Origin of the sequence: Caulobacter sp. HMWF025 (genome assembly GCF_003060965.1) — a bacterium.
Taxonomy (GTDB): Bacteria; Pseudomonadota; Alphaproteobacteria; order Caulobacterales; family Caulobacteraceae; genus Caulobacter.
In genome coordinates this window covers 1-13,898 of the sequence record NZ_QAII01000127.1, presented here as the reverse complement: position 1 = coordinate 13,898, position 13,898 = coordinate 1, and the positions used below count along the sequence as shown (strand labels likewise).

Below are 13,898 nucleotides of genomic sequence, written 5' to 3'. Positions count from 1 at the left end.
GTTCGGGCGCGGGCGGACCTGGAAGCGCTGCTGGCGGTGGCCAGGCCGGGGGATGCGGTGGGGATCGGGGTCTGAGGCGGTGGGTGAAGGGTTTGTGGGCGCTGGAAGATAACCTCAGCCCGTCATCCCGCGCTTTAGGCGCGGGACCCATTTCTCCGCCGCAGGTGCGGCGTGGACCCACCCTCTCACTTGAAGGCAGAACCATGGGTCCCGCGCATGAAGCGCGGGATGACGGAAAAAAGGCAGCGCAGAAATGAGCCGGCAAGTCGCCCAGCCTAACGCCCGCGCCCGAACTTCCCGTCGATCAGGACCGCCTGCTGCCAGGGGCTAGGGGCCTTGTCGGTGCGGTGGATGCAGCCTGCCCAGCAGCAGGGCCGTTTCTTGCCCTCCTGCAGTTCTTCGAGGGTGCGCTGGATACGGCGCTGCCGCGTTGCGGCCTGCTTGGCGTCCTCGACCCAGCAGATGAACTCGTTGCGCCCGAGCGGCGTCAGCCGTTCCCACAGCCCGAGGACGCCCGGATCGGCTTGCAGCGCCGCCTGCAGGTCTTTTCCTGCGTCGTGGACGGTTCCCTGGGGAAAGGCAGTCATCACGGGATATTCCGGCGGCGATCACGAAGCCTAGCGCCATTTCTGCCCATGGGGAACGGAAACGCCGAGCCCCCTAGCCCCGCACCCCGAAGATGGCCGAACCGACCCGCACCGAGGTCGCGCCCTGGGCGATGGCCACCTCGAAATCGTCGCTCATGCCCATGGACAGTTTCCCGACGCCATTGCGGGCAGCGATCTCGCGCAGGGCGGCGAAATGGGGGGCGGGATCATCCTCAGCGGGCGGAATGCACATCAGCCCCTCGACCGGCAGGCCATAGGGGCCGCGACAGGCGGCGATGAAGGCGTCGGCATCGGCCGGGGCGATGCCGGCCTTCTGGGGTTCTTCCCCGATATTGACCTGCACATAGAGGCCGATCGACCGCCCCTGACGCTGGATCTCGTCAGCCAGCACCCGGGCCAGCTTTTCGCGGTCGAGGGTTTCGATGACATCGAAAAAGCCGACGGCCTCGCGGGCCTTGTTGGTCTGCAGGGGGCCGATCAGGCGCAACTCAAGGCCCGTGCGGTGCGGCGTCCAGCGCTCCATCGCCTCCTGCACACGGTTTTCGCCAAACACGCTCTGGCCAGCGGCCAGAACCGGGGCGATATGGTCCCAGGGCTGGGTCTTGGAGACCGCCACCAGGGTGACCGAGCCGGCCGGGCGACCCGCAGCCTCGGTGGCAGTGTCAATGCGGGTACGGATCCGGGCGAGGGCGTCTGACATGCGGAGGGTTTCTTGACGGCTGGAGCGGCTCTGGAGGCCCTGTCTAGGACGGCGGCCCTGTGCACGCCAAGGAGGGTGCGTGGAATCGTCCTGCCGTCGCTGCTTTTCTTCACCGATCCCGCCCGCGTCGCCGATCCGGAAGCGGTGGCGATGCGCCTGCCGGCCGGATCCGGCGTGGTCTTTCGCACCTTCGGCGCGGCGGATGCGCCCGAACAGGGCCAGAGGCTGCGGACGATCACCCGGGAGCGAGGTCTGGTCCTGCTGGTCGGGGCCGACATCGCCCTGGCCGGGACCCTGCAGGCCGACGGCGTGCACCTGCCCGAACGCCTGCGGGGCGAAGCCATGAACCTGCGCCGGTCATGGCCGGAGGCCCTGATCACCGTGGCGGCCCACACCCGGGCAGCCGTTGAGGCGGCGTCGGTTCCTGAGGTTGATGCGCTGGTGGTTTCGCCGGTCTTTGCCAGCAACAGCCCCTCAGCCGGTACGCCGCTGGGGCTGGACGGTCTGGAGACCCTGGTCAGGGCGACGGACAAGCCGGTCTATGCCCTGGGCGGACTGCGGCCAGACACGGTGGACGGTATGGAAAAAACCGGAATCGTCGGCCTGGCGGCCGTCGAGGCGCTGGCGAGCCAAAACGCCTAGAACTTGAAGGCGGTTTCCAGACGCACCCGGGGGGCGGGCTCGCGCGGCTCGGCCTTGCGGGCGGCCAGGGCCGGATTGTTGTCGCCGAGGGCCACGGCACCGCCGACGCGGATCGACGGGGTGACCTTGTAATAGGCCCCGGCTTCGACGTCTTTCAGCTCCATGTCGCGGCCGACCGGCTGGTCGAGATCCAGCTTCAGGCCCCAGCGACCCTTGTCAGCGTCCCATTGCAGGGTCTTCTTGGCTGATTGCGGGCCGAACGGAATACCCTGCGGATTGCTGGTGAAGTCGTTCTTGACCGTAAAGTCGGGGGTCACCGAACGGGTTTTGGTCTGGGCGTGCACCATAGTCGCCGATCCCGTCAGGATCAGTGCCGAGGCGGCTGCCATCATGAAACGCGTCGCGACCATCGCTACTCGTGACCTATTCCCAAAAACCCCTGTTCGCTCCATTTAGAAACGAACACCCTTACCGTCGATTAAAGGCCTGTAATGTGCTCGGTCAACCGGCCATTGGTCGCATCGGCGGGGCCGCTACCCGATTCAACCGGCGCCTGTGGCCGACCTGTCACGCGATTCCTGTTTTGAGGCGGCGCGGCCATGCTATAGACCGGCTCCCGGCTGCGGGGGCGCGCCAGGGTGCGCGATCGCGCCGGCGAGACATTGGAGCAAGGTACTATGGCGTTTGAGCGTGGGTCGGTGTTGCGCGGCGTCGCCGCTGGCGTGCTGGCGCTGTCGGTTCTGGGCGTGTCAGCCTGCGGCAGCACCAAGGGACCCAAGACTTTCAGCACCCAGGAAGAGGGTGGTTTCCAGCCCTTCAAGGGCCTGGGCCTCGGCGGCGGAGCCAAGGCACCCACGAGCGAAGGCTCGATCGGCGTCAACGGCTATCTGTGGCGCGCGACCCTGGACACCCTGGCCTTCATGCCCCTGGCCTCGGCGGATCCTTACGGCGGCGTGATCGTCACCGACTGGTACGTGAACCCGGAAAAGCCGGACGAGCGTTTCAAGGCGACGGTCTATATCCTCGACACCCGCCTGCGCGCCGACGGCCTGAACGTCAACGTGTTCAAGCAGGTCAATGCCGGCGGCACCTGGACCGATACCGCGACGGCCGACCAGACCGCGACCGACATCGAGAACGCCATCCTGACCCGCGCGCGTCAGCTTCGGCTTTCCAACATCAAATAGGCCCCTGAAGGGCCTTCATCGCCAGCGCGATGAAGGCCCTTCAGTCCGCACTTTCTGCGCGCTCCGGCCGCGAAACCGCTTAGAGTCTGCGGACGCGCCTTCCGGGGCGCTTTCGCACATCAAGACACTGGTTTTTCGATGGCCCGCTACAATCCCAAAGACACCGAGCCCAAATGGCGCAGCGCCTGGGCGCAAGCTGACGTCTTCAGGACGGCAGACATCGGCGACGGCCGTCCCAAGTACTATGTGCTCGAGATGTTCCCGTATCCGTCGGGCCGCATCCATATGGGCCATGTGCGCAACTACGCCATGGGCGACGTCGTGGCCCGCTACAAGCGCGCCCAGGGCTTCTCGGTCCTGCACCCGATGGGCTGGGACGCCTTCGGCATGCCGGCCGAAAATGCGGCCATGGAGCGCGGCGTCCACCCCAAGGGCTGGACCTACGACAACATTGCCGCCATGCGCGAGCAGCTGAAGGCGCTGGGCCTGTCGATCGACTGGTCGCGCGAGTTCGCCACCTGCGACCCGGCCTATTACGGCAAGCAGCAGGCCTGGTTCCTGAAGCTGCTGCAGCGGGGCCTGGTCTATCGCAAGGAAGCCTCGGTCAACTGGGATCCGGTCGACATGACCGTCCTGGCCAACGAGCAGGTGATCGACGGCAAGGGCTGGCGCTCGGGCGCGCCGGTCGAGAAGCGCAAGCTGACCCAGTGGTTCCTGCGCATCACCGACTATGCCGATGCCCTGATCGACGGCCTGAAGACCCTGGATCGCTGGCCTGAAAAGGTCCGCATCATGCAGGAGAACTGGATCGGCCGGTCCAAGGGTCTGCGCTTCACCTTCAAGTTCGCGGATGAGGCCCCGGCGGGCCATGAGGCCGGGCTTGAGGTCTACACCACCCGTCCCGACACCCTGTTCGGGGCCAGCTTCGTCGGCATCGCACCCGAGCATCCGCTGGCCGAACAGCTGGCGGCCGGCCATCCCGAACTGCAGGCCTTCATCGCCGAATGCCGCAAGGGCGGTACCTCGGAAGCCGATATCGAGGGCGCCGAGAAGCTGGGTCGCGACACCGGCCTGCGTGTGGTCCACCCGCTGGACCCGACCATCACCCTGCCCGTCTGGATCGCCAACTTCATCCTGATGGACTACGGCACCGGCGCGATCTTCGCCTGCCCGGCCCACGACCAGCGCGACCTGGACTTTGCCCGCAAGTACGACCTGCCGGTGCTGCCGGTGGTTCTGCCGCCCGGCGAGGACGCTGCGAGCTTCGAGATCGGCAAGGAGGCCTATGTCGGCCCCGGCTCGATCTTCAAATCCAAGTTCCTGGACGGGATGGACATCGAGTCCGCCAAGTCCGAGGCCATCGCCCGCATCGAAGCCATGGACCGGGGTCAGGGCGCAACGGTCTATCGCCTGCGCGACTGGGGCGTTTCGCGCCAGCGCTACTGGGGTTGCCCGATCCCGATCATCCACTGCCCCTCCTGCGGTCCCGTGCCCGTGCCGCAAGACCAGTTGCCGGTGGTGCTGCCCGAGGACGTCACGTTCGAGGCTGACAAGCCGGGCAATCCGCTGGTCCGTCATCCGACCTGGAAGCACACCACCTGCCCGTCCTGTGGCGGCACCGCCGAGCGTGAAACCGACACGCTGGACACCTTCATGGACAGCAGCTGGTACTTCGCCCGCTTCGCCAATCCCGATGCGGCCGAGTGCATCGACAAGGCCGCCGCCGATCACTGGATGCCGGTGGACCAGTACATCGGCGGGGTCGAGCACGCGATCCTGCACCTGCTCTATGCCCGCTTCATCACCCGCGCCCTGAAGGACGAGGGCCTGGTCTCGGTCGAGGAGCCGTTCGCCGGCCTCTTTACCCAGGGCATGGTCACCCACGAGGCCTACAAGAACGTGGCCGGCGAATGGGTTGAACCCGCCGACGTCGTCATCACGGCTGAAGGCAACAGCCGTTCGGCCAAGCACGCCACGACCGGTGAGCCGATCACCATCGGCGACATCGAGAAGATGTCGAAGTCCAAGAAGAACGTCGTCGCGCCTGAGGACATCTTCGAGGCCTATGGCGTCGACGCCGCCCGCCTGTTCGTGATGAGCGATAGCCCGCCCGAGCGCGATGTGCAGTGGACCAATTCGGGCGTCGAGGGCTCGTGGCGCTTCACCCACCGGCTGTGGAACGAGTTCGACAGCCAGCCGGCCGGGGATTTCGCCCATGACGCCTCGGATGAGGCCGCCCTGGCCCTGCGCAAGTCGGCCCACAAGCTGATCGGCTTCGTCACCGACAGCATCGAGGGCTTCCGCTTCAACAGCGGCGTGGCGCGCCTGTATGAGTTCCTGAACGCCCTGAAGGCCGCGCCGGCTGACGGCGCTTCAGACGCCGTCCTGGCGGCCCGTCGCGAGGCCCTGAACATCCTGGCCCGTCTGGTCTCGCCGTTCACGCCACACCTGGCCGAAGAAGCCTGGGCGTCGCTGGGCGGCGAAGGCTTGGTCGTCGATGCGCCGTGGCCCAAGGCTGATCCGGGCCTGGCCGCCGATGACGAGCGGGTCCTGCCGATCCAGATCAACGGCAAGCGCCGCGGCGAGATCAAGGTCAAGGCCGGCCTCGCCGAAGCCGAGGTCGAAAAGATCGCGCTGGCCGATCCGGCCGTTCTGGCCCACCTTGAGGGGGTCACGGTCCGCAAGGTGATCGTGGTCAAGGACCGTATCGTCAACATCGTGGCCAACTGACCGATGAAACGCTTTCTCCTGCCCGGCGCCCTGGCCCTGACGGCCCTGGCCCTTTCGGCCTGCGGGTTCACGCCCCTCTATGGCACCACCGGGGTGACGCCGGGCCTGGCCGCCATCGAGACCGTGGCCCCGGCCGGGCGGGCAGGCTATCTGCTGCGCGAGCAGCTGGACGACGTCCTGGCCCGCAACGTCAATGTTGCCCCGGCCCATCGCCTGACCTTCAGCGTCGACGAGAAGCGCTTTGCGCGCGGCGTGCGGGTCGACAACATCGCCAACCGTTATGAGCTGCGCCTGAAGGTCAAATGGTCCCTGGCCGACGTCCGGACCGGGACCGAGATCCGCAAGGGCGAGACCGAAGCCGCCGTCACCTATGACTCGGCTGACCAGCCCTATGCCGCCATCGCCGCCCAGAACGACGGCCAGGAGCGCGCTGCGGCCGAAGTGGCCCGCAAGATCCAGCTCGACCTCGCCAACTGGCTGGCGGGCAAGGCCCCGGCCTGATCCCGTGATCCTGTCCAAGCGGCCGGATGTCGAACGCTTCCTGAAGGATCCCGCGCCCGAGATCCGGGCCGTGATCATCTATGGCAAGGACCGCGGCGTGGTCCGCGACCGCGCCGACCAGTTGGCCAAAAAGCTGTTCGCGCGGCCTGATGATCCGTTCGACACCGCGCAACTGACCGAGAGCGACGTAGAGTCCAACCCCGGCAAGCTTGAGGAAGAGCTTTCGGCCCTGTCGATGATGGGCGGCCGGCGCCTCGTCCGCCTGCGCCTGACTGGCGAGAAGGCCGGACCCGACAAGGCCACGGCTGAGGCCCTTGGCCGGCATGTTGAGGGCCAGCTCAATCCCGACGCCTTCTTTATCGTCGAGGCCGGAGCCCTGGGCCGCGACTCCACCCTGCGCAAGGTCGGCGAGAAGGCCGGCGGCTGCGCCGTCATCCCCTGCTACGAGGATGAGGTCGGCGACATGGCCCGCCTGACCCGTGAGACCCTGGCGCGCGACAAGGTCGGCCTGAACAGCGAAGCCCTCGATCTTTTCGTGTCCCGCCTGCCGAAGGAGCGCGGGGTCGCCCGCATGGAGATCGAGCGCCTCATCCTGTTTCTCGGCCCTGGGTCCGGCGTCAATGCATCGGCGGCCGACCTCACCGACTTTCTGGGCGTGGAACCGGAAGCCTCGCTCAGCGACGCCGCCGCCGATGCCTTCGGGGGGCGACTGGGTCCAGCCCAGGCCGGACTGAGACGGGCGGCTGCCGAGGGCGAGGGTGGCCCGGCGGCTGTGCGGGCCATGGGCTACTATCTGGGCCGCCTGCGGCGCACCCTGACCCTGCACAAGAACGGCATCGACCTGGCCCAGGCGGCCAAGGCGTCTGGCGTGTTCTGGAAGCAGGAGCGCGAGTTTCTGCGTCAGGCCCGGGCCTGGACCCTGGAGACCCTGCTCGACATCCAGGGCGAGATCCTCACCGCCGACCGGGCCTGCAAGACGTCGGGCTCACCGGATCAGCTGATCTCGGAACGTCTGGCCCTGATGATCGCCGGCCGGGCCCGGCGGCTGGGGCTGTAGCCCCGCTCGGAGCGGCAGTCATGCCGGTCGACGCGGCGTCAGCGCAACTTTCAGGCTTGCAGGGTCCGTCAGGTCCAAAAGACGCCGAAATGGGCCGTTTGCGCACCTGTGGATGACTTCAGAAAAGCCGTGGAACCCCAAGGGCTTGTGACCGTTCTGGCGAAATACCGCCTCGTCCCAGTAAAACAGCCCGTCTCCGAGGACGGATGAGGCCTGCTCCGTGCGCGACAGAGGGGCCTGAAAAAGCGTGATTTCACACCCTTCCAGGCCGCACTCCGTGCGTTTGATCAGACCCCGCGCGTCAGGCGGTTGCAGAGGTCGTCGAGCTGCTCCAGCGTCGCATAGCTGATGGTCAGTTGCCCGGTGCCGCCGCGGTCATCAATGCTGACCTCTAGACCCAGCACGGCCGACAGGTCCGCTTCAAGCGCCTGGGTGTCGGTGTCCTTCACGCGCGCCGGACGGCCCCCGCGGTTCTTGCCCGGGTTGCTGGACGGGGCCTTGCGGGCCAGGGCCTCGGTGTCGCGCACCGAAAGGCCCTTGCCGATGATCTCCCGCGCCAGAGCCGCCGGGTCTTCGGCGGCCGCAATGGCCCGGGCATGACCGGCCGATAGGTCGCCACTGACCAGGTGCTGCTGCACCTCATCCGGTAGGGCCAGCAGACGCAGCGTATTGGCGACATGGCTGCGGCTCTTGCCGATGGTCTGGGCGATGTTCTCCTGGGTCCGTTCAAACTTGTCCATCAGCACCTTGTAGGAGAGCGCCTCCTCCAAGATGTTGAGGTCGGCCCGCTGGACGTTTTCGATGATGCCGATTTCGAGCACGGCCAGATCATCAAGCTCGCGAACCATGATCGGCACGGTCCGCAGGCCGGCCCGCTGGGCGGCACGCCAGCGGCGTTCACCGGCGACGATCTGGTACTCACCGGGGGCCCCCGGCGCCGGACGCACGAGGATCGGCTGCAGAATGCCCTTCTCACGGATCGAGTCGGACAGCTCGCTCAGGTCTTCTTCCCGGAAGGTCCGGCGCGGCTGATCCGGATTGCGGCGCAGGAGCTCAATCGGGGCCTCGTTGGTGCCGCCGATCCGCTCGCCTGGTGCCTGGGCCGGCGCGGCGTCCACCTCACCCAGCAGGGCGGACAGACCGCGACCCAAACCCCTACGCCCTTCGGCCATACCCGGCTCTCCCACCACGACGGACTCCATCTTCAACGCGTATCGACTGCTAGGTTGGACTTCAAAAAGGTTCAGGCGGCCTGGGCCTGGCGCGTGCGTTCGCGGCTGATCACTTCGCGCGCCAGCTTCAGATAGGCCTGGCTGCCGGCGCATTTGAGATCATAGAGCAGCACCGGCTTGCCGAACGACGGGGCCTCAGAGACCCGCACATTGCGCGGGATCACCGCGTCATAGACCTTGTCGCCGAAGTGGGCCCGCACATCCTTGGCCACCTGTTCCGACAGACTGTTGCGCTTGTCGTACATGGTCAGGACCACGCCCTGGATCTCCAGCCGTGGGTTGAGGCTTCCCCGCACCCGCTCGATCGTGCGGATCAGCTGGGTGAGGCCCTCAAGGGCGAAGAACTCGCACTGCAGGGGCACGAACACCGCATCGGCGGCGGTCATGGCATTGACGGTCAGCACGTTCAGGGACGGCGGGCAGTCGATCAGCACATAGGTGTAGCTGCCGTTGGCGCGCAGGGGCTCCAGGGCATCCTGGAGACGGTAGGACCGGCGCGCGGTCTGACCCAGTTCAAGCTCGACCCCCGACAGGTCGGCATCGGCCGGGATGACGTCGAGCCCCGGCAGGCTGGTCGCTACGGCCGCATCGGCGATCGGCGAGGCGCCCATCAGCACGTCATAGAGTGTCGTGCGGCGCTGCTGGCGCGTGATACCGAGGCCGGTCGAGCAGTTGCCCTGCGGATCGGCGTCGATCAGCAGGACGCGCTCGCCGCAGGCTGCCAGGGCGGTGCCCAGGTTGATGGCGGTCGTGGTCTTGCCCACCCCGCCCTTCTGGTTGGCGACAGCGAGAACGCGAAGCGGCTGAACAGATTTAGCGGACACGGGACAGCCCTTTGACTTGAACGATGCGACCACGGGGATCGCTTTGGCTTGGTCTCAGTTCGGCGGCGAATTTCCAAGACTTTCGAGCCTCGGAAATTTCGATCTCGACGTCCTGACCCTTGAGGAACAGGCCCAGGGCCCCGCGATGCAGATACGGCCAGGAAAAGCCCAGCAGCTTGGTCATCGGCGCGCAGGCCCGGGCGGTGACGACGTCGACCGTCAGGTTCAGGGTCTCGGCGCGGGCATTATGGATCTCGACCGGCAGGTCCAGCGCGCCGCAGACCTCAGCCAGGAACCGGCAGCGCTTGGCCATGCTTTCGACGAGGTGAACCTTGGCGCCCGGTACATCCTTCAGAAGTATGGCCAGAACGACACCGGGCAGACCGGCACCGGCCCCCAGGTCGGCCCAGATCCGGGCCGTCGGTGCCAGGGCCAGCAGTTGGGCACTGTCGAGCGCATGGCGGGTCCAGTAGGTGGCGATGGTGGCTGGGCCAACGAGGTTCATCACCGCGTTCCACTCGGCCAGCAGGGTCTGATAGCGGGCCAGGTCGGCCAGTTGCGCATCCGTCACCCCCATCAGGACCTGGAAGCCTGCCGCGTCGAGCGCCGGTGTATCGAGGACTTCGGTCATCGGCGCGGGCTCAGGCAGCATGACGACGCACGTGGGCCAGAAGCGCCGTCAGGGCCCCAGGCGTCACGCCTTCGATCCGGGCCGCCTGGCCCAGGGTCAGGGGTCGCACCCGCATCAGCTTCTCACGCACCTCGTTCGACAGGCTGCCGATCTCGGCATAGTCGAGATCGGCGGGCAGCCGCAAATCCTCATCGCGGCGCAGGGACTCGGCATCGGCACGCTGCCGGTCAAGATAGCCGGCATAGGCCGCCTCGATCTCGATCTGCTCCCGCACCGCAGTGTTCCACGTGGAAACCTCGGGCCAGACCTCGGCGAGACGGTCGAGGGTCACATCCGGATAGGCGAGCATGGCGAACACATCGCGGCGCTGGCCGTCGGCATTGACCTTGAACCCGGCCCGGATGGCTTCCGGTGGCGTCAGACTGACAGAGCGGGCATAACGCCGGGCGGCGTCGAGATCGGCCTTCTTGGCCGCCCAGGCCTGAGCCCGGCGAGGACCGACAATGCCCAGCCCAAGCCCCCGGTCGGTCAGGCGCTGGTCGGCATTGTCAGCGCGCAGGGTCAGGCGAAACTCCGCCCGGCTGGTGAACATGCGATAGGGCTCCGTAACGCCCCGGGTGACCAGGTCGTCGATCATCACCCCGATATAGGCTTCATCCCGCGCGAAGGTGGCGGACTCCCGACCCTGGGCCGCCAGGGCGGCATTCAGCCCCGCGACCAGTCCCTGGGCGCCGGCCTCTTCATAGCCGGTGGTGCCGTTGATCTGCCCGGCGAGGTAGAGACCCGGCAGGCGCTTGGTCTCCAGGGTCGGATAGAGCTCACGCGGATCGACATAGTCATATTCGATCGCATAGCCGTACCGCTTGACCTCAACGGCCTCGAGGCCCGGGATCGTCCGCAGGAACAGCAGTTGGGTTTCCTCAGAGACCGAGGTCGAGATGCCATTCGGATAGACTGTGCTGTCGTCCAGACCTTCGGGTTCCAGGAACACCTGATGACTGGTCTTGTCGGCGAACCGCACCACCTTGTCCTCGATCGACGGACAATAGCGCGGGCCGATCCCCGTGGCACGACCGCCATAGACAGCGGACTCGCCCAGCCGGTCAGCGATGATCTGATGGGTCTCGGCGGTCGTATAGGTGATGCCGCACTGGATCTGCGGCACCTCGATCCTGTCGGTCAGGAACGAGAACGGCACAGGCTCGGCATCGGCGGCCTGCATCTCCAGTCGGTCCCAGGCGATCGTCGCCCCGTCAAGCCGCGCGGGCGTGCCGGTCTTCAGCCGACCCATGTGGAAGTCCAGACCATAGAGCCGATCAGAAAGACCGATCGACGGCGCATCGCCGACCCGGCCGGCCGGCGTGCGGGTCTCGCCCAGATGGATCAGACCCTTGAGGAAAGTGCCAGTGGTCAGGACTACACGCGAGGCTCGGTAGCAGACCCCTGCCCCGTCGATCACACCGGCGACGACACCGCCCTCAACGATCAGATCCTCTGCCGCCGCCGCGATGATCTCGAGGTTTTTCGTGGCAGCCAGTTCAGCCTGCATGGCTTCGCGATAGAGCCGGCGGTCGATCTGGGAGCGAGGCCCGCGAACGGCGGGACCCTTGGAGCGGTTCAGCATCCGGAACTGGATCCCGGCCTTGTCGGCCATCCGCCCCATCACGCCATCCAGGGCGTCGATCTCACGGACCAGATGGCCCTTGCCCAGACCCCCGATGGCGGGGTTGCAGGACATTTCCCCGATGGTCTCAAGCTTGTGGGTCAGCAGGAGTGTCCGCACGCCCGCGCGCGCCGCCGTGCTGGCCGCTTCGCAGCCGGCGTGGCCACCTCCAATGACAATGACATCCCAGGTATTGGACAAGGTACGCGCCTCAATGCGAACGCCCCCGGGACTGGCGGGGGCGCTGGACTCCTCTATACGCGTTTTGCCGCTGGAGGTCGACGTGAGTCCCGGACGTTTCACGTGAAACAGTGGTGTGCGGAGCTGTGACTACCCTGTGGATAACTCAACCGTGTTTCACGTGGAACATCACTTGCCAATGCAGAAGCTCGAAAAAACCTTTTCGAGTACATCCTCCGGATCCACCCGCCCAGTAATCTTGGACAAAGCTCGGGCCGCCAGCCGTACATCTTCCGCGGCGAGCTCTACAGCATGGCCCGCGTCTGACATGGCCCTACCAAGATATACCCGTGCTTCCTTTAGACGTTCGGCATGGCGCAGACGCGTGGCCACGGGGAACTCCGAGCCCTCGAGAGCACCCGCCACGTGACGCGACAGGGCAGACCGCAACACCCCCAATGAACTCGCGTCGTCAGCCTGGGTCGCCAGGGCCTGCCAGCCCCGGGCCCGGGCGCTGGCCAGCCACGCTGCCTCACTAGAAGGCGCAACCAGATCGGCCTTGTTGACGACAACCCAGTCGCCTGCGGACAGGATCCCAGCCGCCGCATCAAGGGCTGCCGCGCCTAGCGTGGCGTCTATGACCCAGAGCCGCAGATCGGCCGCCCCTGCCCAGGCCCGGGCCCGGCGCACCCCCTCGGCCTCAATCGGGTCGTTTGTTTCCCTGAGCCCGGCCGTATCGGCCAGCAACACCCGGTATCCAGACAGTTCCAGCGGGACCTCGATAATGTCGCGGGTGGTTCCTGCCGTCGCCGTGACGATGGCCGCATCACGCCCGGCCAGACCATTGAGCAGGGTGCTTTTCCCGGCGTTGGGCGCGCCCATCAGGGCGATCCTGAACCCGTCACGCACCCGCCGTCCGCGATCAAGATCCGCCAGGCCCGCGTCTATCTCGTCAGCCAGGGTCCGCAAGCCCGGTCGCGCCCGTTCAGCCACCGCTTCCGGCAGGTCTTCGTCCGGGAAATCGACGGCGGCTTCCAGCATGGCCAGCGCATGGATCAGCAGGTCACGCCAGCGCTCATAGCGGTCACTGAGGGCCCCGCCGAGTTGGCCCAGGGCCTGACGTCGCTGGCCCTCGGTCTCGGCATCAATCAGGTCCCCCACCCCTTCGGCCTGGGCGAGATCCAGCTTTCCGTTCTCAAAGGCGCGCCGGGTAAACTCGCCAGGCTCGGCCAGCCGCAGTCCCAAGCCCGCCAGCGCGCTGAGCACGGACTCGACCACAGCCCGCCCCCCGTGCACGTGAAACTCGGCGGCGTCCTCGCCGGTGTAGCTGGCAGGACCCTGGAACCAGAGCACCAGCGCCTCGTCCAGCATGACCCCGTCGTACCGCAGACGACGCAGGCCGGCCTGCCTTGGTCGCGGGACAGAGCCGGCCAGGGCCTGAACGGCCGATTGGGTGCCCGGGCCCGAGACCCGAATGACGGCAACGGCCGCTCGCCCCGCCGCTGTGGCCAGGGCGAAAATCGTCTGGCGCATCAGTCGCGCTTGCCGACCGCTGCACCCGCCGCGGCGGTCATCAGCTTGCGGAACTGGTCCTGGGCCCCCGCTCCGAACGCCATCCAGTTCTTCATCAGTTCATCGGGGGCCAGCATCGCCATGTTGGCGTCCATGCGGGCCTGCATTTCCTTGACCAGATGGTCGTTGAGCGGGGTCACGTCCGGCAGCCCCAGAAAGGCACGGGCCTCTACAGGGGTGCAGTCGATCTCGATGGTCATCTTCATGAAAGTTCCCTCAGGTCAGGGCACGATATTGTTATGGGCCAGGCCCGACGCGTCACGTTAGAGCGCTTTGGTCGAAAGTCACATCGACCCCATGCGACGGAGATCCCGATGAGCCAGACCCTTACCATCACGACGCCCGACGGCAGCTTCAGCGCCTATGTGGCC

14 protein-coding genes are annotated in these 13,898 nt (G+C 66.7%); 5 read left to right on the top strand and 9 right to left on the bottom strand.

Annotated features, from left to right (window positions below; genetic code table 11):
- Positions 1-275: 275 nt before the first annotated feature.
- Positions 276-587 carry a YdeI/OmpD-associated family protein gene (locus DBR10_RS13585; protein WP_199223498.1) on the bottom strand — a complete coding sequence of 104 codons (312 nt, stop codon included), beginning with the start codon at positions 585-587 and terminating at the stop codon, positions 276-278.
- Positions 588-660: 73 nt separating this feature from the next.
- Positions 661-1,308: a YggS family pyridoxal phosphate-dependent enzyme gene (locus tag DBR10_RS13580; protein ID WP_108504614.1), complete on the bottom strand. Its 648-nt coding sequence runs from the start codon at positions 1,306-1,308 to the stop codon at positions 661-663.
- 75 nt (positions 1,309-1,383) lie between these two features.
- Here DBR10_RS13580 and DBR10_RS13575 point away from each other — a divergent pair, with 75 nt between their 5' ends.
- Positions 1,384-1,950: a thiamine phosphate synthase gene (locus DBR10_RS13575; protein ID WP_369831675.1), complete on the top strand. Its 567-nt coding sequence runs from the start codon at positions 1,384-1,386 to the stop codon at positions 1,948-1,950.
- On the opposite strand, the gene DBR10_RS13570 is transcribed toward DBR10_RS13575, so the two are convergent.
- The gene (locus tag DBR10_RS13570; RefSeq protein ID WP_108490436.1) at positions 1,947-2,360 is read right to left on the bottom strand and encodes an NtrZ family periplasmic regulatory protein; all 414 of its coding nucleotides are present in this window, start codon (positions 2,358-2,360) and stop codon (positions 1,947-1,949) included. The genes DBR10_RS13575 and DBR10_RS13570 overlap by 4 nt on opposite strands.
- Positions 2,361-2,612: 252 nt before the next feature.
- Between DBR10_RS13570 and DBR10_RS13565 the strand changes: the two genes are divergently transcribed.
- From DBR10_RS13565 to holA, 4 genes are all read left to right on the top strand, one after another.
- Positions 2,613-3,137 (top strand): DUF3576 domain-containing protein, encoded by a 525-nt coding sequence (locus DBR10_RS13565; RefSeq protein ID WP_108504613.1) that lies wholly within the window; start codon positions 2,613-2,615, stop codon positions 3,135-3,137.
- A gap of 138 nt (positions 3,138-3,275) precedes the next feature.
- Entirely contained in the window at positions 3,276-5,867 is a 2,592-nt protein-coding gene (gene leuS / locus DBR10_RS13560; protein WP_108504612.1) for a leucine--tRNA ligase, read from the top strand.
- Between the two features lie 3 nt (positions 5,868-5,870).
- Positions 5,871-6,368: an LPS assembly lipoprotein LptE gene (gene lptE / locus DBR10_RS13555; protein WP_108504611.1), complete on the top strand. Its 498-nt coding sequence runs from the start codon at positions 5,871-5,873 to the stop codon at positions 6,366-6,368.
- 4 nt (positions 6,369-6,372) lie between these two features.
- Positions 6,373-7,425 (top strand): DNA polymerase III subunit delta, encoded by a 1,053-nt coding sequence (gene holA / locus DBR10_RS13550; protein WP_108490693.1) that lies wholly within the window; start codon positions 6,373-6,375, stop codon positions 7,423-7,425.
- Positions 7,426-7,712: 287 nt separating this feature from the next.
- On the opposite strand, the gene DBR10_RS13545 is transcribed toward holA, so the two are convergent.
- From DBR10_RS13545 to DBR10_RS13520, 6 genes are all read right to left on the bottom strand, one after another.
- Positions 7,713-8,627, bottom strand: coding sequence for a ParB/RepB/Spo0J family partition protein (locus DBR10_RS13545; RefSeq protein ID WP_108490692.1), 915 nt, complete (start codon positions 8,625-8,627; stop codon positions 7,713-7,715).
- A 41-nt stretch (positions 8,628-8,668) separates the two neighbouring features.
- Positions 8,669-9,481 (bottom strand): ParA family protein, encoded by an 813-nt coding sequence (locus DBR10_RS13540; protein ID WP_108504610.1) that lies wholly within the window; start codon positions 9,479-9,481, stop codon positions 8,669-8,671.
- Positions 9,471-10,112, bottom strand: coding sequence for a 16S rRNA (guanine(527)-N(7))-methyltransferase RsmG (rsmG, locus tag DBR10_RS13535; protein WP_108490414.1), 642 nt, complete (start codon positions 10,110-10,112; stop codon positions 9,471-9,473). Before rsmG ends, DBR10_RS13540 begins: the two co-directional genes overlap by 11 nt.
- A 10-nt stretch (positions 10,113-10,122) precedes the next feature.
- Complete coding sequence (gene mnmG / locus DBR10_RS13530) at positions 10,123-11,976, bottom strand: tRNA uridine-5-carboxymethylaminomethyl(34) synthesis enzyme MnmG (protein WP_199223497.1); 1,854 nt, start codon at positions 11,974-11,976, stop codon at positions 10,123-10,125.
- Positions 11,977-12,144: 168 nt separating this feature from the next.
- A complete protein-coding gene (gene mnmE, locus DBR10_RS13525; protein WP_108504609.1) occupies positions 12,145-13,488 on the bottom strand; it encodes a tRNA uridine-5-carboxymethylaminomethyl(34) synthesis GTPase MnmE in 1,344 nt (447 codons plus the stop codon).
- Entirely contained in the window at positions 13,488-13,733 is a 246-nt protein-coding gene (locus DBR10_RS13520; RefSeq protein WP_108504608.1) for a DUF6489 family protein, read from the bottom strand. The genes mnmE and DBR10_RS13520 overlap by 1 nt, the downstream gene beginning before the upstream one ends.
- Positions 13,734-13,898 lie beyond the last annotated feature (165 nt).

Bases quoted from the DNA above. Each gene is read 5' to 3' on its own strand.
- DBR10_RS13585 (WP_199223498.1), bottom strand. From the start codon at position 587: ATGACTGCCTTTCCCCAGGGAACCGTCCACGACGCAGGAAAAGACCTG.
- DBR10_RS13580 (WP_108504614.1), bottom strand. From the start codon at position 1,308: ATGTCAGACGCCCTCGCCCGGATCCGTACCCGCATTGACACTGCCACC.
- DBR10_RS13570 (WP_108490436.1), bottom strand. From the start codon at position 2,360: ATGGTCGCGACGCGTTTCATGATGGCAGCCGCCTCGGCACTGATCCTG.
- leuS (WP_108504612.1), top strand. From the start codon at position 3,276: ATGGCCCGCTACAATCCCAAAGACACCGAGCCCAAATGGCGCAGCGCC.
- lptE (WP_108504611.1), top strand. From the start codon at position 5,871: ATGAAACGCTTTCTCCTGCCCGGCGCCCTGGCCCTGACGGCCCTGGCC.
- DBR10_RS13545 (WP_108490692.1), bottom strand. From the start codon at position 8,627: ATGGAGTCCGTCGTGGTGGGAGAGCCGGGTATGGCCGAAGGGCGTAGG.
- rsmG (WP_108490414.1), bottom strand. From the start codon at position 10,112: ATGACCGAAGTCCTCGATACACCGGCGCTCGACGCGGCAGGCTTCCAG.
- mnmE (WP_108504609.1), bottom strand. From the start codon at position 13,488: ATGCGCCAGACGATTTTCGCCCTGGCCACAGCGGCGGGGCGAGCGGCC.
- DBR10_RS13520 (WP_108504608.1), bottom strand. From the start codon at position 13,733: ATGAAGATGACCATCGAGATCGACTGCACCCCTGTAGAGGCCCGTGCC.